The sequence below is a fragment of the Chachezhania sediminis genome (assembly GCF_009765275.1).
GTDB classification, from domain to species: Bacteria; Pseudomonadota; Alphaproteobacteria; order Rhodobacterales; family Rhodobacteraceae; genus Chachezhania; species Chachezhania sediminis.
This window is the reverse complement of the sequence record NZ_VOPH01000002.1, coordinates 300,515-318,352: the sequence shown is the minus strand read 5'-3', so window position 1 is coordinate 318,352 and position 17,838 is coordinate 300,515. Positions and strand designations below refer to the sequence as shown.

Sequence of the window (17,838 nt, the reverse complement as noted above, 5' to 3'; positions counted from 1 at the left end):
CACACCGTCCCTGCATCCAACCGCGACTACCATCGTGGAACCCGTGCGCGGGAAAGGTTTGACTCGCGGTCCAGCTTTGCCTATATGCGCTGCCAACCTGTCCGTCCGGACAGCGTGCCTTCCCAGAACCAGAACAGTTGAAGCCCCGACCACAAGGGCGCTCGCAAGGCTCGTATTTTTCCCATGACACTCGAATCCCTCAACCTCTCCGATCTCAAGGCGCAGACCGCCAAGGACCTTCTGTCCATGGCCGAAGAGCTGGAGATCGAAAACGCCTCGACCATGCGCAAGGGCGAGATGATGTTCCAGATCCTCCGCGAACGCGCGGACGAGGGCTGGGAAATCTCGGGCGATGGCGTGCTGGAGGTCCTGCAGGACGGTTTCGGCTTCCTGCGCAGCACCGAGGCGAACTATCTTCCGGGTCCGGACGACATTTATGTCTCTCCGGACATGATCCGCACCTATTCCCTGCGCACCGGCGACACGATCGAGGGCGTGATCAAGGCGCCCGACGACAACGAACGCTATTTCGCGCTGACGAACGTCACCAAGATCAACTTCGAAGACCCCGAGAAGGCGCGCCACAAGATCGCCTTTGACAACCTGACGCCGCTTTACCCCGACGAACGCCTGAAGATGGAGATCGAGGATCCCACCATAAAGGACAAGTCGGCCCGAGTGATCGACTTGGTCGCGCCCATCGGCAAGGGCCAGCGGTCGCTGATCGTCGCCCCGCCGCGGACCGGTAAGACGGTGATCCTGCAGAACATCGCCAACTCGATCGAAAAGAACCACCCCGAGTGCTATCTGATCGTGCTGCTGATCGATGAACGCCCCGAGGAAGTCACCGACATGCAGCGGTCCGTGAAGGGCGAAGTCGTGTCGTCGACTTTCGACGAGCCGGCCGCGCGTCACGTCGCCGTGTCTGAAATGGTGATCGAAAAGGCCAAGCGCCTAGTCGAACATAAACGAGATGTTGTTATCCTTCTCGACTCAATAACAAGACTTGGTAGGGCGTTCAACACTGTGGTGCCGTCGTCGGGCAAGGTCCTGACCGGTGGTGTGGACGCGAACGCGCTGCAACGGCCCAAACGCTTCTTCGGTGCCGCCCGGAACATCGAAGAAGGCGGTTCGCTGACCATCATCGCGACCGCGCTGATCGACACTGGCAGCCGGATGGACGAAGTTATCTTCGAGGAATTCAAGGGTACGGGTAACTCGGAACTGGTGCTGGATCGCAAGATCGCAGACAAGCGCGTGTTCCCGGCCATCGACATCCTGAAATCCGGCACCCGGAAGGAAGATCTGCTGGTCGACAAGACCGACCTGCAGCGGACTTTTGCCCTGCGCCGGATCCTGAACCCGATGGGCACGACTGATGCGATCGAGTTCCTGCTGTCGAAACTGAAGCAGACCAAGTCGAACCGGGAATTCTTCGATTCGATGAACGCCTGACAAGACCGGGGGAGGGCCGGCGATGGACACGATCTTCGCCCTGGCCAGCGCCCCGGGCCGTGCAGGGGTGGCGGTGATCCGGATTTCCGGCCCGGCCGCATTTCCCGCAGTGTCAGAAATCACCGGCGCCGGATTGGCAGGCCGCGGCCTGACGCTCCGGCGCCTTTTTTCTGCGGACAAGGATGTCCTGGACGAAGCTGTCGTTTTGACCTTCCCGGGTCCGGGCAGTTTTACCGGCGAAGATGTCGCCGAGCTTCAGATCCATGGCAGTATCGCGACGACTTCGGCCGTTCTGGAACGATTGGCCGATCTCGACGGGCTGCGGATCGCCGAACCTGGCGAGTTTACCCGCCGCGCGCTGGAAAACGGCCGGATGGATCTGGCACAGGTCGAAGGCCTGGCCGATCTGATTGACGCCGAGACGGAGACACAGCGCAAACAGGCCCAGGCCGTCCTGGGCGGCGCGCTGGGGCGCAAGGCCGACCGGTGGCGGGAACAGCTGATCCGGGCGGCGGCCTTGATCGAAGCGACCATCGACTTTGCCGATGAAGACGTTCCCGAAGATGTGACGCCGGAGGTCCAAGCACTACTGACGGCAGTTAAACACGACCTGAACCACGAGATCGAGGGTGTTCGCATAGCCGAACGCATCCGCACGGGATTCGAGGTCGCAATTGTCGGTCCGCCCAATGCGGGGAAGTCGACGCTGCTAAACGCTCTGGCGGGGCGCCCGGCGGCGATCACGTCGGAAATCGCGGGAACGACCCGCGACGTGATCGAGGTCCGTATGGATCTGGCCGGTTTGCCGGTAACCTTGCTGGACACGGCGGGATTGCGGGAAGCCGAAGACAAGATCGAAGCCATTGGAGTGGCCCTGGCCAAGGAACGTGCCGCCTCGGCAGACCTCCGGGTGTTCCTGATGTCCAAGAATGAGGTTCCGGCCGAACTTTTGCGCGACGGCGATATTGTCGTGCGTCCGAAGGCGGATTTGCTTTCGGATGGCGAAGGCGCGGTGTCAGGCCTGACGGGGCAGGGGGTCGACAGGCTGATCGCCTCTGTCAGCGAGACCCTGTCCCGACGGACAGTCAGCGCTGGTCTGGCGACGCGGGATCGGCATCGGTCCGCCATGTCGCGTGCGGTCGAAGGTCTTTCCTCGGCGCAGGGGCTTCTGGAAATCGGCCCCGACATGTATGATCTGGCAGCCGAGGATCTCCGCCATGCGATTCGTGCCCTTGAATCTCTTGTCGGACGCATAGATGTGGAGACCCTGCTGGATGAAATCTTCGCCAGCTTCTGTCTTGGGAAATGAGGAGTGTTTCACGTGAAACATTCGCCTGTTGATGTCGTTGTAATCGGTGGTGGCCATGCCGGCGCCGAAGCCGCACATGCCGCGGCCCGGGTGGGTGCGCGAACCGTTCTTGTGACGCTGCGACGTGACGGAATTGGCGTTATGAGCTGCAATCCAGCCATCGGCGGCCTTGGAAAGGGCCACCTGGTGCGCGAAGTCGACGCCATGGACGGTGTCATGGGCCGCGTCGCGGACAGGGCAGGGATCCAGTTCCGCCTTTTGAACCGGCGGAAAGGTCCCGCCGTTCAAGGCCCGCGGGCCCAGGCCGACCGCGCGCTGTACCGAGCGGCAATGCTGGAAGAGACTGAGAAGCAGGAGAATCTTGAGATCGTTGAAGGCGAAGTCACCGATTTCCTGATGGATGGCCCCCGGGTGGCCGGAGTCCTGCTTGCCGACGGGTCCGAGATCCCCTCTGGTGCGGTCGTTCTGACCACGGGCACATTTCTTCGCGGCGTGATTCACATTGGTGATGTGCGCAAACCTGGCGGCCGTATGGGCGACAAGCCTTCTGTGGCGCTGGCTGAGCGGATGGATTCCTTTGACCTGCCAATGGGACGGCTGAAGACGGGCACTCCGCCCCGGCTGGACGGCCGGACGATCAACTGGGATGGCCTGGAAACCCAGCCCGGTGACGATGATCCGGTTCTTTTCTCCTTTCTTTCCAACAAGGTAGTGGCACGGCAGATTTCCTGCGGAATCACCCATACGAATGCCCGCACGCACGAGATCATCGAACAGAATCTCTCCCGGTCGGCAATGTACGGAGGCCATATCGACGGCGTCGGTCCCCGCTATTGCCCGTCGATCGAGGACAAGGTGGTCCGCTTCGCCGACAAGAGTTCCCACCAGGTGTTCCTGGAACCGGAAGGGCTGAACGATCCTACGGTCTATCCGAACGGCATCTCGACGTCCTTGCCCGAAGATGTGCAGGAGGCCTATGTGCGCTCCATCGTCGGGTTGGAGAATGTCAGGATCCTGCAACCGGGTTATGCGATTGAATACGACTACGTCGATCCCCGCGCGCTGAACGCCCAACTCGCGGTTCGCGATGTCCCGGGACTGTATCTTGCGGGCCAGATCAACGGAACTACCGGATATGAGGAAGCTGCGGCCCAGGGCATGGTCGCCGGTCTGAATGCCGCGCTTTCCGTTCGGGGCAGGGACCCGGTGACGTTCAGCAGAACCGACAGCTACATCGGCGTCATGATTGACGATCTGACCACACGCGGTGTGGCGGAACCCTATCGCATGTTTACTTCTCGGGCGGAATTTCGGCTCTCGTTGCGGGCGGATAATGCCGATCAGCGTCTGACGCCCCTGGCGCTTGACCTGGGCTGCGTAAGCGAGGCACGCCGCCGGGCGTTTCTGGATAAGATGGAGAAGCTGGACATCGCGCGGGAATTGCTGACGGCAGAGACCTATACGCCGAAGCAGGTCGGATCTGTTGGAATCAAGGTCAAGGAAGACGGAAACCGCCGGACAGGTTTGGAAATTCTGGCTTTTCCGGACGTCACTTTCGAGGACGTGATGCCGCTGAAGGCGGAACTCGATGCTGTCGAGGAACCGATCCGGCGACAGGTAGAGAGGGATGCGCTGTACGCGTCCTACATCGAACGGCAAAAACGGGATGTGGCGACGCTGAAGCGTGAAGAGGCGCACGTCATACCGGCGGGCTTCGATTATTCGTCCATTGAAGGTCTTTCCAACGAACTGAAGCAGAAGTTGTCCCGAATTCGTCCAGAATCGCTGGCTCAGGCTGGGCGTATGGAAGGGATGACGCCAGCGGCGCTTGCCTTGCTTTTGGCACGCCTTCGTCGCGACCGGCAGGCGAAAAGAGCATGACGCGCCCCGGTCTGCCGGACAATGTTTCACGTGAAACAATGGAGCGGCTTGAGATCTACGCTGCACTGCTGGAGAAGTGGAATCCGAAGATCAATCTTGTCTCTAAATCAAGTATCCCAGATCTATGGAACCGCCACATATTGGATTCGGTTCAAGTCTGGGATGCTGCACCCAGAGCGGTGACATGGGCGGATCTTGGCTCTGGTGGCGGGTTTCCCGGTCTTGTGATTGCGATTCTAGCGGCAGGGGAACCTGACGGGCCAGCAGTCACCCTGATCGAAAGCGATCAACGAAAAGCCGCCTTTCTGCGGACGGTTTCCCGCGAGACCGGCATCGATGCCACAATCATCGCGGCCCGTATCGAGGCGGCAGAGCCGCAGCGTGCCGATGTAATATCGGCACGCGCCCTTGCATCCCTGGACCTTCTGCTTGAATTCGCCGATCGGCACTTGGCCCCAGGCGGAACGGCGCTGTTCCCGAAGGGCGAGACCTGGGAAAAAGAGTTGGCAGAGGCGCGGCAGAGATGGCAATTCTCGGCCCTCCCGATTAAAAGTCGTACTCAGCCGGGAGCGGTTATCCTGTCCATCGAAGGAGTGTCGCGTGTCTGACTTTTCACGCAACGAACCCCGAATCATTGCGGTTGCGAACCAGAAGGGCGGGGTGGGCAAAACCACGACCGCGATTAACCTGGCCGCGGCCCTGGTCGAGATCGGGATGAAGGTTCTTGTGGTGGACCTGGATCCGCAGGGGAATGCCTCCACCGGCCTCGGCGTGGTGGACGAGGCGCGCGAATTGACGAGCTATGACCTGCTTCTGAGCGACGGAAATCTGTCGGAAATGGTGCAAAGTGCTGGAATCGAAGGGCTTTTCATCATTCCGGCAAATGTCGACCTAAGCTCTGCGGACATGGAGATGGCGAAAGTCGAACGCCGGTCCTATCTTCTGAAACAGGCGCTGCGGCAGGACGCGATGGCGGCTTATGGGCTGGATTACATCCTGATCGATTGCCCGCCGTCGTTGAACCTTCTGACGGTGAACGCGATGGTGGCTGCGAATTCGGTGCTGGTGCCGCTGCAGTCGGAATTCTTTGCGCTGGAAGGTCTGTCGCAGCTTCTGATGACGATCCGCGAAGTACGCGCCTCGGCCAATCCCGACCTGAGAGTCGAAGGTGTTGTGTTGACCATGTATGACAAACGCAACAACTTGTCCCAGCAGGTCGAGGCTGATGCGCGTGCGAACCTGGGTGACCTGGTGTTCCGAACGAAGATTCCGCGGAACGTAAGGATTTCCGAAGCGCCGTCCTATGCGATTCCGGTGCTGAACTACGACACGAATTCGACCGGTGCGCGGGCTTATCGCGCGCTGGCGGCGGAACTGGTGCGGAACCACGAAAGCGTGGCCGCCTGAGGCGACAGGAGCATGGCCGTGAACGACAAGAACATGAAGCCGCGGGGACTGGGCCGGGGACTGTCGGCCCTGATGGCGGATGTGACACCCGAACTGGATGGGGCAGGCCGGCAGACGGCCCGGCGTCCGGACGTGATGATTCCGATCGAACAGCTCGAGGCGAATGCCAACCAGCCGCGGCGCACCTTCCGGGACGAGGATATGGCCGATCTGGTCGCCTCGGTGTCCCAAAAGGGGATCCTGCAGCCGCTGATTGTTCGCATGATCGAGGGCGGCAAGTACCAGATCGTCGCTGGCGAACGTCGCTGGCGGGCTGCTCAGCGTGCCCAGCTTCACGAAGTGCCGGTTCTGATCCGCGACTACGACGATGCCGAGGTCCTTGAAGTCGCGATCATCGAGAACGTCCAGCGCGCGGATCTGAATGCGGTGGAGGAGGCGGCCGGCTACCGGTCGCTGATGGACACCTTCGGACACACGCAAGAGCGGCTGGCCGAAGCCCTTGGCAAAAGCCGCAGCCACATTGCCAATCTGCTGCGTCTGCTGAACCTGCCGCCGGACGTGCTGGAAATGGTGCGGGACGGTCAATTGTCGGCGGGCCACGCCCGGACGCTGGTCACCGCCGAAGACCCGTCGCGGTTGGCACGGCAGATCGTGCAGCAGGGGTTGTCGGTGCGCGCTGCCGAAGCTCTGGCAAAGAAGGCGGCGGGAAGTGTTGCCGTTCCGGTGAAGGCAAAGGCGCGTCCCGAGAAGGACGCCGACACCGCGGCGCTGGAAGGCGACCTGTCGGCCAATCTGGGCATGAAGGTCGAACTGCATCACAAGCCGGGACAGGAATCCGGTCACATCGTGATCCGCTATGGGTCGCTTGATGAACTGGACACGCTCTGTGCCAAGCTTGGCGCAAGCTGAGCTTCCACAAGGCGTTTTGCGGGAATAGGTACGGCGCGTGGAAATCACGCAGTCTACGGCAGTACCATGTGCTGAACTGAACTTCTTTGGTCTTCAAATACCCTCGGGGGAGTCCGCTCCGCAGGAGCGGGCGGGGGCAGGGCCCCCGATGATCGCGTGAGGTGAAGCCGAAGGCCGGGGGGCGCTGCCCCCATCGCCCGTGCCGGGCGATTCCCCCGAGGTATTTGAAGATCAAAGAAGCAGGGTGTTGCGCCAGGGTTTCGAAACCTGATCCAGGTCGCGCGGGCGCGGCGTCAGCCTGCCGTTGCGGCAAGCTCTGCAATGACGGCGTTCAGGACGGCACGACCGGACCGCGTCGCCGCAAGGCGCAGGCCTGCAGGCGTCGACGTCTCTGCGATCAGTCCAAGGTCGGACAGATGGGCGATTGTCTGGGCCGAGAGGTGCTGACCGGACAGCCGCGCGTATCGGGCTGGTTCGATGCCCTCTGTAAGGCGAAGGCCCATTATAAGGTATTCATCGGCCTGATCATTACCAGATATGGTGGTTTGGTCGGAGTACCCTGAACCCGTATGGACATCTTTCAGCCATTTCGCCGGGGCTTTTGCCGTTTCGGTGGCAAAGCGCTGGCCGTTGATTGTCAGACGGCCATGGGCGCCGGGGCCGATGCCCGCCCAGTCACCAGCGTGCCAATAGATCAGGTTGTGACGGGATTCGGACCCGGGGACCGCGTGGTTTGATACTTCGTAGGCGGGAAGGCCTCGGGCTTCGCACAGGTCCTGGGTGATCTGGTACAGGTCGGCGCCAAGGTCCTCGTCTGGCAAGCCCCGCAAGTGTCCGGCGGCGGCGCGGGCGCCGAAGACAGTGCCGTCCTCGACCGTCAGTTGATACAGCGACAGGTGGTCTGCCGTCATCGACAGGGCCTCGGTCAGTTCCCGGCGCCAGTCTTCGCGGGACTGGTCCTGGCGGGCATAGATCAGGTCGAAGCTGACACGGTCGAAGGTGTTTCGGGCGATGTCGAAAGCCGTTCGGGCCTCTGCCACCGAATGGATCCGGCCCAGTCGGCGCAGGTCCGGATCGTGGAGCGCCTGGACGCCCAGCGACACGCGGTTGACCCCGGCCTGGCGGAAGGCGGCGAAGCGGCCGGCTTCGACCGAGCCGGGGTTGGCTTCCAGGGTGATTTCCATGTCGTTCGCCGGCAGCCAGGCGGCGCGGGCGGCGTCGATGACGGCGGCGACGGTTTCAGGCTCCATCAGCGACGGCGTACCGCCGCCGAAGAAGATCGTGTTCAGGACACGGGGGCCAGTTTCCGAAGAAATGCGTTTTATTTCAGATAGATATGACTCCACCCACGCGCGGTGGTCGACCACTTTCGCGACATGGGAGTTGAAGTCGCAGTAAGGGCACTTGGCCGCGCAGAACGGCCAGTGCACGTAGAGGCCAAAGCCCCCTTCGACGGATTCAACGTCCAAAGGATCCCTCGATCAGCGCCTGGAACGCGCGCGCCCGGTGCGAGATGCGGTTCTTTTGATCCGCATCCATTTCGCCGAAGGTAATATGATACCCGTCCGGCTGGAAGATGGGATCATAGCCGTGGCCTTGCGCGCCACGCATCGGCCAGGTGATCTGACCGGGCGCATGGCCCTCATAGATCTCCTCGTGTCCGTCGGGCCAGGCCAGGAGCAGCGTGCAGCAGAACCGGGCGCGGCGCGGGAAAGGCGCATCGATCGCCTCCAGCTTTTCCCAGGTCCTGGTCATCGCCATGTGAAAATTGCGGCCGGCGGGCGTTTCGGCCCAGTCGGCGGTATAGACGCCGGGGGCGCCGTCCAGCGCCTCGATCTCGATCCCGGAATCGTCGGCCAGCGCGGGCAGGCCGGTGGCTTCGACGGCGGCCCGGGCCTTGATGCGGGCATTGCCGATGAAGGTCGTTTCCGTCTCCTCCGGCTCTGCCAGGTTCATCTCGGCCCCGCCGACCACGGTCACGCCCAGGGGGCCGAACAGCTGGCGCATTTCTTCCAGCTTGCCGGCATTGTGCGTGGCGATCAGCAGCCGGTCACCGTCGAAGCGCCGTCTCATGCCGTGGCGGCCTTTTGCGCGGCAACCAGTTCGGCTGTGCCCTTGGCGGCCAGGTCCATCAGCGTGTTCAGCTGGTCGCGGCTGAAGGTCGATCCTTCGGCGGACATCTGCACCTCGATCAGGCGGCCCGATCCGGTCATGACGAAGTTGCCGTCGACGCCGGCTTCGCTGTCTTCCGGGTAATCCAGGTCCAGCACCGGCTGGCCGGCATAGATCCCGCAGGATACGGCCGCCACCGGGTCCATCAGCGGATCGGAAATTACGTCGCCGGCCTTCATCAGCTTGTTGACGGCCAGCCGCAGGGCGACCCAGCCCCCGGTGATGGATGCACAACGTGTGCCGCCATCGGCCTGCAGCACGTCGCAGTCGACGGTGATCTGGCGTTCGCCCAGGGCCACGCGATCGACGCCGGCCCGCAGGGACCGGCCGATCAGGCGCTGGATCTCGACCGTGCGGCCGCCCTGCTTGCCGGCCGCTGCCTCGCGCCGCATCCGCGTGTTGGTCGCGCGCGGCAGCATGCCGTATTCCGCGGTGACCCAGCCCAGGCCCGACCCCTTGACGAAGGGCGGTACGCGTTCTTCCAGCGTGGCGGTACACAGCACGTGGGTGTGGCCGACCTTGATCAGGCATGATCCCTCTGCATGGCGGGAAACGCCGGTTTCGATTGAAACCTTGCGCATTTCGCTTAAGTCTCGTCCTGACGGTCGCATCGGTTTTTCCTGTTGTGGGCGCCAGGCTGTCGGCCCGGCCGTTCGCGACGGGGGATAGCGCCCGAAACACGCAAGGTGCAAGCGTATTGACCGCCGGTCGGCGAAAGGCCGGGGACGAATGGTGATGAGCGAGGCAGCAAGACTTCTTCAGGAACTGAACGACCGCTCGCGCGAGGTCTTCCGCCTGGTCGTCGAATCCTACCTGAATTCCGGCGACCCGGTGGGCAGCCGGACCCTGACGCGTGCGATGAGCGAAAAGGTCTCGGCGGCGACGGTCCGGAACGTGATGCAGGACCTGGAATACCTGGGCCTGCTGGGCAGCCCGCACGTGTCCGCGGGCCGGGTGCCGACGCAGCTGGGCCTGCGCCTGTTCGTCGATGGCCTGCTGGAGGTCGGCGAACCCGATGCCCGTGCGCGCGAGGCGATCGATGCCACGACGGACGGGGCGGGCGACGTGTCGGTCCTTCTGGACCGGGTGGGCGAGGCGTTGTCTGGCGTGACCCGCGGTGCGTCGCTGGTCCTGACGCCCAAGCGTGAAGCGGCGATCAAGCACGTGGAATTCGTGGGCCTGGGCACCGACCGCGCACTGGTCGTTCTGGTGTTCGAGGACGGTCATGTCGAAAACCGTATCTTCACGCCGCCGCCGGGCCAGACGCAAAGCGCGATGCGAGAGGCGGCGAATTTCCTGAACTCCCTGATCGAAGGGCGGACGTTGTCCGAATTCCGCGACGTGATCGCCCGCCAGATCGCCGTGCGCCGGCAGGAAATCGACAGCCTGGCCCATGACCTGGTCGAACGCGGCCTGGCGGTCTGGGACGCGGAACAGGACGGCGATTCGGGCCGCCTGATCGTGCGCGGCCGGTCGCATCTTCTGTCCGGCAGCGCCGAAGACGTCGGGCTCGACCTGATCCGCACGCTCTTCGACGACCTCGAACGCAAGCGCGATATCGCAGAGTTTCTGGACTCGACCGAAGCCGGAGAGGGAGTCCGTATTTTTATTGGGTCGGAGAACAAACTTTTCTCACTTTCCGGTTCCTCTCTGGTGGTCTCTCCCTATATGAACGCGGACCGTAAGATCATCGGCGCGGTGGGCGTGATCGGACCCACGCGCCTCAACTACGGCCGGATCGTCCCCATCGTCGATTACACGGCGCAACTTGTGGGGCGGCTCGTGTCCGACCGGAACTAGAGGTGAAGAATGGCTGATCCCAAGAACGAGGATTTCCTGGACGATATCGCCGACGCCGAAGCGGAAGAGCTGGCGGCGCAATTGGCGGACGACCTGGAAGGTGCGGATGCGCCCGGCAGCGATGCACAGCTCGAGGCCGTGATGGCCGAGCGCGACCAGTACAAGGACCGCTTCATGCGGTCGCTGGCGGATGCCGAGAACCTGCGCAAGCGTGCCGACAAGGAACGCCGCGATGCGGAACGCTATGGCGGTTCGAAACTGGCCCGCGACATGCTGCCGGTCTACGATAACATGAAGCGCGCGCTCGATGCGGCGACGGACGAGCAGAGGGAAGCGTCGGCCGCTCTGATCGAGGGCGTGGAACTAACGTTGCGCGAGCTGCAGAACGTCTTCTCCCGTCACGGGATCGAGGTCATCTCGCCCCAGGTTGGCGACCGCTTCGACCCGCAGATGCACCAGGCCATGTTCGAGGCCCCGGTCCCCGGCACCAAGGCGGGCGAGATCATCCAGGTGGCGGCCGAAGGCTTCCTCCTCCACGACCGCCTTCTGCGCCCCGCGCAGGTCGGCGTGTCGTCTATGCCGGCCAGCTGATCCGACCCGGCCAAGGTGCGTGAAAACCACGCACCTTACGGTGAGGGATCATGATCTCCGCCCATCTTCTTTGATCCTCAAATACCTCGGGGGGAGACCGCTCCGAAGGAGCGGGCGGGGGGCAGAGCCCCCCCCGACCTCTGGCTTTGTGTTGACGTAGCATGGGGGCTCTGCCCCCGCCCGTCGCTGCGCGCCGGACTCCCCCGAGGTATTTGAGGATCAAAGAAGTAAGGGGTCGTTGTTAACCTTGACTTGGCATTGTCGCGACACGGTACAGGCGGAGGCGCCGATGGCCGTGATCGAAGAAGTCCCCGCTGTTCGCAAGGGCAGCGGGGCATCTTGCCGTAGGGTGCGTGGTATCCACGCACCATCGGCGTCAGCCCTTCAGGGCCGCCTTTAGCCGATAGACCAGTTCCAGTGCCTCGCGCGGGGTGAGGTCGTCGGGATTGGTCTCGCCCAGGAGATCCAGCGCGGGGGACTTGGCGGGAGCCGGGGCCTGGGCGGCGCTGACCGCGGCGGCGGCCGAGAAGAGCGGCAGGTCGTCGACGAAGGCCATGGGTTTCCCGGCTTCGCGCTCGCCGCGTTCCAGCGACTCCAGCACCGAACGGGCGCGGTCGACCACGGCGCGGGGCAGGCCCGCCAGTTGCGCCACCTGCACGCCGTAGGAGCGGTCGGCGGCACCCTTCTTCACCTCGTGGAGGAAGATGACCTCGCCATCCCATTCCTTGACGGCGACCGTGGCGTTTTCCGCGCCTTTCAGGCGGGACACGGTCTGGGTCAGTTCGTGGTAGTGCGTCGCGAAGAGGGCCCGGGACCGGTTCATGTCGTGGAGGTGCTCCAGCGTCGCCCAAGCGATAGAGAGGCCGTCATAGGTTGCCGTGCCGCGGCCGATCTCGTCCAGGATCACCAGCGCACGGTCGTCGGCCTGGTTCAGGATGGCGGCCGTTTCCACCATTTCCACCATGAAGGTCGACCGGCCGCGGGCCAGGTCGTCCGCCGCACCGACGCGCGAGAAGAGCTGCGAGACGAGGCCGATATGGGCCGCGGATGCCGGTACGTGGCTGCCCATCTGCGCCAGCAGTGCGATCAGGGCGTTCTGGCGCAGGAAGGTCGATTTGCCAGCCATGTTGGGGCCGGTCAGCAGCCAGATCGCGGCGCCGTCGGTGGCCGATAGATCGCAGTCGTTGGAGATGAAGGGCGTGTTTTCCCGCCGCAAGGCCATTTCGACCACCGGGTGGCGGCCATCCTCGATCCGGAAGGCGCGGCTGTCGTCGACCGTGGGCCGGGTCCAGTCTTCGGCCCGGGACAGTTCGGCCAGTGCGGTGGACAGGTCCAGTTCGGCCAGGCCGCGGGCGGCAAGGCTGAGGCGGGGGGCTTCGGCCAGGACCGCGTCGCGCAAGGCAGCGAAGTGGCGCTTCTCGATCTCAAGCGCACGATTTCCGGCGTTCAGCATCCGCGCTTCCAGATCCGACAGTTCGACCGTGGTAAAACGGATCTGGTTGGCCGTCGTCTGGCGGTGGATGAAGGTTTCCGACAGCGGCGGCGCCTGCATCTTGGACGCGTGGGTCGACGGCGTTTCGATGAAGTAGCCCAGCACGTTGTTGTGCTTGATCTTCAGCGCCGAGACGCCCGCCTGTTCGGCATAGCGCGCCTGCAGGGACATGATCACCGATCGGCCTTCGTCGCGCAGCTGCCGGGCGTCGTCCAGATCGGCATCGAAGCCCGTTGCGATGAAGCCGCCGTCGCGGGCCAGCAGGGGCGGGTCGGCGACGAGTGCCGTTTCCAGCAAGGCGGAAAGCGCGTCGAACCCGGTCAGGGCCGACACCGCCTCGACCAGCAGGGGTGGCAGGTCGGCCGCTGTGGCGCGATGGGCGATGGCTTCGGCCTGTCCCAGTGCGGACCGGATCGCGGCCAGGTCCCGCGGGCCTCCGCGGTCCAGCGACAGGCGGGACAGGGCGCGGTCGAGGTCCGGCGTCTTCTTCAGCGCCTCGCGCAGGTCGCGGACCAGGCCCGTATCCTCGACGAACAGGTCGACCGCGGCCAGACGGCCGTGGATCACATCCAGCCGGCGGGACGGCGAGGACAGGCGCTGTTCCAGCAGGCGGGCGCCGGCAGGCGTGACTGTCCGGTCGATGGCGGACAGAAGCGACCCTTCGCGGCCGCCCGACAGCGCGCGCGTCAGTTCCAGGTTCCGGCGGGTGGCGGCGTCGATCTGCATCACGCCGTCGGTGCTTTCGCGCTGCGGAGCACGGAGCAGGGGCAGCTTGCCCTTCTGCGTGATCTCCAGGTATCCGATCAGGCCCGCCATGGCGCCGATCTCGGCCCGGCCGAAGGACGCAAAGGCGTCCAGGGTGCCGACGCGGAACAGGTCCTTCAGGCGGCCGGCCCCGCCGGAGGAATCGAAGGCCGACCGGGCCAGCGGTGTGACCGGCACGCCCATGTCGCGGGCAATGGAGTCCACTTCCGGTTCTGCCGGGTCGGCCAGCAGCAGTTCGGACGGCGCCAGACGGGCCAGTTCCGGGCCCAGCCGCACGCGGGACAGGGGCATCACGTGGAACGCACCGGTAGAGATGTCGGCCCAGGCCAGCGCCGCTTCGCCGCGGACTTCGGAATAGGCGGCCAGGAAGTTGTGGCGGCGCGCCTCCAGCAGCGCGTCTTCGGTCAGCGTGCCCGGCGTCACCAGGCGGACCACGTCGCGTTTCACGACGGATTTCGACCCGCGTTTCTTCGCCTCGGCCGGGCTTTCCAGTTGTTCGCAGACGGCGACGCGGAACCCCTTGCGGATCAGGGTCAGCAGATAGCCTTCGGCCGCGTGGATCGGCACGCCGCACATCGGGATGTCGTCACCGTCGTGCTTGCCGCGCTTGGTCAGGGCGATGTCCAGCGCCGCCGACGCATCCACCGCGTCGTCAAAGAACATCTCGTAGAAGTCGCCCATCCGGTAGAACAAAAGCGCACCGGGATGCGCTTCCTTGATCTCCAGGTATTGCGCCATCATGGGCGTGACGGTGGTCAAGGCGGTTCTCCAGCGTATCGGCGGGCACCATAGCCAGTGACCATGGCGGGAAAAAGCGAAAACCCGGGCGTTGAGACTGCCGTACTCGCGGGTTAAGAGGATCGGCACGTCGGCAGTATGGCCAAGGGAGGCCAAGGGGAGGCCAGGGCGCTATGACCAGACTGAAGATCACCCGGGAAGAGGCGCTTGCCTTCCACATGGACCCGACACCGGGCAAGTGGGAAGTGCAGGCGACCGTGCCGATGACCAGCCAGCGCGACCTGTCGCTGGCCTATTCGCCGGGCGTGGCCGTGCCGTGCCTGGAAATCGCCGAACGGCCGGAAACCGCATACGATTATACCAACAAGGGCAACCTTGTCGCCGTGATCTCGAACGGGACCGCCGTTCTGGGGCTGGGCAACCTTGGTGCGCTTGGGTCCAAGCCTGTGATGGAAGGCAAGTCGGTCCTCTTCAAGCGGTTCGCGGACGTCAATTCCATCGATATCGAACTGGATACCGAGGACCCGGACGAATTCTGCAAGGCGGTCAAGCTGATGGGGCCGACCTTCGGCGGCATCAACCTGGAAGACATCAAGGCGCCCGAATGCTTCATCATCGAGCAGCGCCTGAAGGAAGAGATGGACATCCCCGTCTTCCACGACGACCAGCACGGCACCGCCGTGATCTGTGCGGCGGGTCTGATCAACGCGCTCCATATCTCTGGCAAGAAGATCGAGGACGTGAAGATCGTCCTGAACGGTGCCGGCGCGGCCGGGATCGCCTGTATCGAGCTGCTGAAGTCCATGGGCGCGCGGCACGACAACTGTGTCGTCTGCGACACCAAGGGCGTCATCTATCAGGGCCGGACCGACGGCATGAACCAGTGGAAGTCGGCCCATGCCATCGCGACCGAGCTTCGGACGCTGGAAGAGGCGATGGTCGGCGCCGACGTCTTTCTGGGCGTGTCGGTCAAGGGCGCCGTGACGCAGGAGATGGTGGCGTCCATGGCGGACAACCCGGTCATCTTCGCCATGGCGAACCCGGATCCGGAAATCACGCCCGAAGAGGCGCACGCCGTGCGGATGGATGCGATCGTGGCCACGGGCCGGTCGGACTATCCCAACCAGGTGAACAACGTCCTGGGCTTCCCCTACCTGTTCCGCGGTGCGCTGGATATCAACGCGCGCGCCATCAATGACGAGATGAAGATCGCCTGCGCCCATGCGCTGGCGGCGCTGGCGCGCGAGGACGTGCCGGACGAGGTCGCAGTCGCCTATGGCAAGAACCTGACCTTCGGGCGCGACTATATCATCCCCACGCCTTTCGACCCGCGGCTGATCCACCGGATCCCGCCGGCAGTGGCGAAGGCGGGCATGCAGACCGGCGCCGCCCGGCGGCCCATTGTCGACATGGACGCTTACGAGGTGCGGCTGAAGACGCGGATGGATCCCACCGCGTCGATTCTGCGGGGCATCGCCGCGCGGGCGCGCAAGGCGCAGGCCCGGATGATCTTCGCCGAAGGTGACGACCCGCGGGTGCTGCGCGCCGCCGTCATGTACCAACGGTCGGGCTATGGCACCGCGCTGGTCGTGGGCAGGCCTGACGACGTGAAGACCAAGCTGGTCGATGCCGGCCTGGAAGACGCCGTGCGCGAGATCGAGGTGGTGAATGCCGCCAATTCCCTGCACCTGGAGACCTACAAGCAGTTCCTCTATGCCCGTCTGCAGCGGCAGGGCCACGACCAGCGCGACGTTCACCGGCTGGCCGCGCGTGACCGGCACGTCTTTGCCGCGCTGATGCTGGCGCACGGGCACGGCGATGGGCTGGTGTCGGGGGCGACGCGCAAGTCGGCCCATGTGCTGGCGCAGATCAACCGGGTCTTCGATGCCGATGCCGCCCATGGCGCGGCCGGGGTCACGGCGCTGCTGCACAAGGGCCGGATCGTCCTGATGGCCGACACGCTGGTCCACGAATGGCCGGAACCCGAAGACCTGGCCACCATCGCCGAACGCGCCGCCGACGTGGCGCGGCACCTGGGCCTGGAACCGCGGGTGGCCTTCGTCAGCTTCTCGACCTTCGGCTATCCGGTGTCGGAACGGGCCGAGAAGATGCACAAGGCCCCGGACGTGCTGGCACGGCGCGGCGCGAATTTCGAGTACGAGGGCGAGATGACGGTGGACGTGGCGCTGAACGCGACCGCGCAGAAGTCCTATCCGTTCCAGCGTCTGAGCGGGCCGGCGAACATCCTGGTCGTGCCGGCGCGGCACTCGGCCTCGATCAGCGTGAAGCTGATGCAGGAAATGGCCGGCGCCACCGTGATCGGGCCGATCCTGGCGGGCGTGGAAAAGCCGATCCAGATCTGTTCGACCGGATCCACGGCCAACGACATCCTGAACATGGCCCTTCTGGCCGCCTGCGAGATCGGCTCATGACGATCTGGAACCTCGGTTCCATCAATGCAGACATGGTCTATGCCGTGCCGCACCTGCCGCAGGCGGGCGAGACGCTGGCGGCATCGACCCTGCGGCAGTTCCTGGGCGGCAAGGGGGCCAACATGTCGGTCGCCGCCGCGCGGGGCGGGGCCCATGCGGCCCATGTCGGTGCCGTGGGGACTGATGGCGGCTGGGCGGTCGAACGGTTGACGGAATACGGGGTCGACACGCGGTTCATCGACCGGCAGGGCGGCGCCACGGGACACGCGATCATCGCCGTGGATCCGACGGGCGAGAACCAGATCCTGATCTGGCCCGGCACCAACCGCACAATCCCGGAAGACCTGATCGGCAAAGCCCTGACCGAGGCCGCGGCCGGGGATATCCTGCTGATCCAGAACGAGACCAACGCCCAGGACCACGCTGCCCGTATGGGCCGGGACCTGGGCCTGAAGGTGGCCTATGCCGCGGCCCCGTTCGAAGCGGCGGCGGTCCGGGCCGTCCTGCCCTTCATCGACATCCTGATCCTGAACGCGGTGGAGGCCGAACAGCTGGCCGCCGCCACCGGTATCCTGCCGGCCGATCTGCCGGTGGCCCATGTCGTGATCACGCTGGGCGCCGACGGCGCGCGGCATATCGATACGGTCCGTGCACAAGAAACCCACTATCCGGCCGTGCCGGTGACGCCTGTCGACACGACGGGCGCGGGCGATACCGTCACAGGTTTCCTGCTGGCGGGGCTGGATCGCGGGCTGGACATGGCGCAGGCCATGGAGCTGGCGATGCAGGCAGGTGCCCTGATGGTCACGCGCCACGGCACCGCCGATGTTATTCCCGATCTGAAGGAAGTTCAGGCCGCCCTCGGCCGCTGAGCCGGACATCCTGCA

At 64.4% G+C, this 17,838-nt stretch carries 14 protein-coding genes; 10 read left to right on the top strand and 4 right to left on the bottom strand.

The window, feature by feature from the left end; genetic code table 11:
- The first annotated feature begins 183 nt into the window (after positions 1–183).
- Genes rho through FQK05_RS06435 form a run of 6 tightly spaced genes read left to right on the top strand, consistent with a single transcriptional unit; the run spans position 184 to position 6,961 of the window.
- Positions 184–1,455, top strand: coding sequence for a transcription termination factor Rho (rho, locus tag FQK05_RS06460; protein WP_158965090.1), 1,272 nt, complete (start codon positions 184–186; stop codon positions 1,453–1,455).
- A gap of 22 nt (positions 1,456–1,477) precedes the next feature.
- Positions 1,478–2,764 (top strand): tRNA uridine-5-carboxymethylaminomethyl(34) synthesis GTPase MnmE, encoded by a 1,287-nt coding sequence (gene mnmE / locus FQK05_RS06455; protein WP_158965089.1) that lies wholly within the window; start codon positions 1,478–1,480, stop codon positions 2,762–2,764.
- A 12-nt stretch (positions 2,765–2,776) separates the two neighbouring features.
- Positions 2,777–4,645: a tRNA uridine-5-carboxymethylaminomethyl(34) synthesis enzyme MnmG gene (gene mnmG / locus FQK05_RS06450; RefSeq protein ID WP_158965088.1), complete on the top strand. Its 1,869-nt coding sequence runs from the start codon at positions 2,777–2,779 to the stop codon at positions 4,643–4,645.
- A complete protein-coding gene (gene rsmG, locus FQK05_RS06445) occupies positions 4,642–5,253 on the top strand; it encodes a 16S rRNA (guanine(527)-N(7))-methyltransferase RsmG (RefSeq protein ID WP_158965087.1) in 612 nt (203 codons plus the stop codon). The genes mnmG and rsmG overlap by 4 nt, the downstream gene beginning before the upstream one ends.
- Positions 5,246–6,052, top strand: coding sequence for a ParA family protein (locus tag FQK05_RS06440; RefSeq protein ID WP_158965086.1), 807 nt, complete (start codon positions 5,246–5,248; stop codon positions 6,050–6,052). The genes rsmG and FQK05_RS06440 overlap by 8 nt, the downstream gene beginning before the upstream one ends.
- 18 nt (positions 6,053–6,070) lie before the next feature.
- Positions 6,071–6,961, top strand: a complete 891-nt coding sequence (locus FQK05_RS06435; RefSeq protein ID WP_158965085.1) for a ParB/RepB/Spo0J family partition protein — start codon at positions 6,071–6,073, stop codon at positions 6,959–6,961.
- 293 nt (positions 6,962–7,254) lie between these two features.
- Here FQK05_RS06435 and hemW read toward each other — a convergent pair whose 3' ends face one another.
- The 3 genes from hemW to rph are packed head-to-tail and all read right to left on the bottom strand — an operon-like array spanning position 7,255 to position 9,744.
- Positions 7,255–8,430, bottom strand: a complete 1,176-nt coding sequence (gene hemW, locus FQK05_RS06430; protein WP_158965084.1) for a radical SAM family heme chaperone HemW — start codon at positions 8,428–8,430, stop codon at positions 7,255–7,257.
- Positions 8,420–9,034, bottom strand: coding sequence for an RdgB/HAM1 family non-canonical purine NTP pyrophosphatase (gene rdgB / locus FQK05_RS06425; RefSeq protein WP_158965083.1), 615 nt, complete (start codon positions 9,032–9,034; stop codon positions 8,420–8,422). The genes hemW and rdgB overlap by 11 nt, the downstream gene beginning before the upstream one ends.
- Positions 9,031–9,744: a ribonuclease PH gene (gene rph / locus FQK05_RS06420; RefSeq protein WP_158965082.1), complete on the bottom strand. Its 714-nt coding sequence runs from the start codon at positions 9,742–9,744 to the stop codon at positions 9,031–9,033. The genes rdgB and rph overlap by 4 nt, the downstream gene beginning before the upstream one ends.
- 124 nt (positions 9,745–9,868) lie before the next feature.
- Here rph and hrcA point away from each other — a divergent pair, with 124 nt between their 5' ends.
- Positions 9,869–10,933: a heat-inducible transcriptional repressor HrcA gene (gene hrcA, locus FQK05_RS06415; RefSeq protein WP_158965081.1), complete on the top strand. Its 1,065-nt coding sequence runs from the start codon at positions 9,869–9,871 to the stop codon at positions 10,931–10,933.
- Between the two features lie 9 nt (positions 10,934–10,942).
- Positions 10,943–11,524: a nucleotide exchange factor GrpE gene (locus FQK05_RS06410; RefSeq protein ID WP_158965080.1), complete on the top strand. Its 582-nt coding sequence runs from the start codon at positions 10,943–10,945 to the stop codon at positions 11,522–11,524.
- Positions 11,525–11,900: 376 nt separating this feature from the next.
- Here FQK05_RS06410 and mutS read toward each other — a convergent pair whose 3' ends face one another.
- The gene (gene mutS / locus FQK05_RS06405; protein WP_199252620.1) at positions 11,901–14,522 is read right to left on the bottom strand and encodes a DNA mismatch repair protein MutS; all 2,622 of its coding nucleotides are present in this window, start codon (positions 14,520–14,522) and stop codon (positions 11,901–11,903) included.
- A 170-nt stretch (positions 14,523–14,692) separates the two neighbouring features.
- On the opposite strand from mutS, the gene FQK05_RS06400 reads away from it, so the two are divergent.
- Both FQK05_RS06400 and FQK05_RS06395 read left to right on the top strand, forming a co-directional pair.
- Positions 14,693–16,951, top strand: coding sequence for an NADP-dependent malic enzyme (locus FQK05_RS06400; RefSeq protein ID WP_158965078.1), 2,259 nt, complete (start codon positions 14,693–14,695; stop codon positions 16,949–16,951).
- Positions 16,948–17,823 carry a ribokinase gene (locus FQK05_RS06395; protein ID WP_158965077.1) on the top strand — a complete coding sequence of 292 codons (876 nt, stop codon included), beginning with the start codon at positions 16,948–16,950 and terminating at the stop codon, positions 17,821–17,823. The genes FQK05_RS06400 and FQK05_RS06395 overlap by 4 nt, the downstream gene beginning before the upstream one ends.
- The last annotated feature ends 15 nt before the right edge of the window (positions 17,824–17,838 follow it).

What these genes read in the sequence shown, in the direction of transcription:
- rho (WP_158965090.1), top strand. Translation starts at nt 184, where the DNA reads ATGACACTCGAATCCCTCAACCTCTCCGATCTCAAGGCGCAGACCGCC.
- mnmE (WP_158965089.1), top strand. Translation starts at nt 1,478, where the DNA reads ATGGACACGATCTTCGCCCTGGCCAGCGCCCCGGGCCGTGCAGGGGTG.
- rsmG (WP_158965087.1), top strand. Translation starts at nt 4,642, where the DNA reads ATGACGCGCCCCGGTCTGCCGGACAATGTTTCACGTGAAACAATGGAG.
- rdgB (WP_158965083.1), bottom strand. Translation starts at nt 9,034, where the DNA reads ATGAGACGGCGCTTCGACGGTGACCGGCTGCTGATCGCCACGCACAAT.
- rph (WP_158965082.1), bottom strand. Translation starts at nt 9,744, where the DNA reads ATGCGACCGTCAGGACGAGACTTAAGCGAAATGCGCAAGGTTTCAATC.
- hrcA (WP_158965081.1), top strand. Translation starts at nt 9,869, where the DNA reads ATGAGCGAGGCAGCAAGACTTCTTCAGGAACTGAACGACCGCTCGCGC.
- FQK05_RS06410 (WP_158965080.1), top strand. Translation starts at nt 10,943, where the DNA reads ATGGCTGATCCCAAGAACGAGGATTTCCTGGACGATATCGCCGACGCC.
- mutS (WP_199252620.1), bottom strand. Translation starts at nt 14,522, where the DNA reads ATGATGGCGCAATACCTGGAGATCAAGGAAGCGCATCCCGGTGCGCTT.
- FQK05_RS06400 (WP_158965078.1), top strand. Translation starts at nt 14,693, where the DNA reads ATGACCAGACTGAAGATCACCCGGGAAGAGGCGCTTGCCTTCCACATG.
- FQK05_RS06395 (WP_158965077.1), top strand. Translation starts at nt 16,948, where the DNA reads ATGACGATCTGGAACCTCGGTTCCATCAATGCAGACATGGTCTATGCC.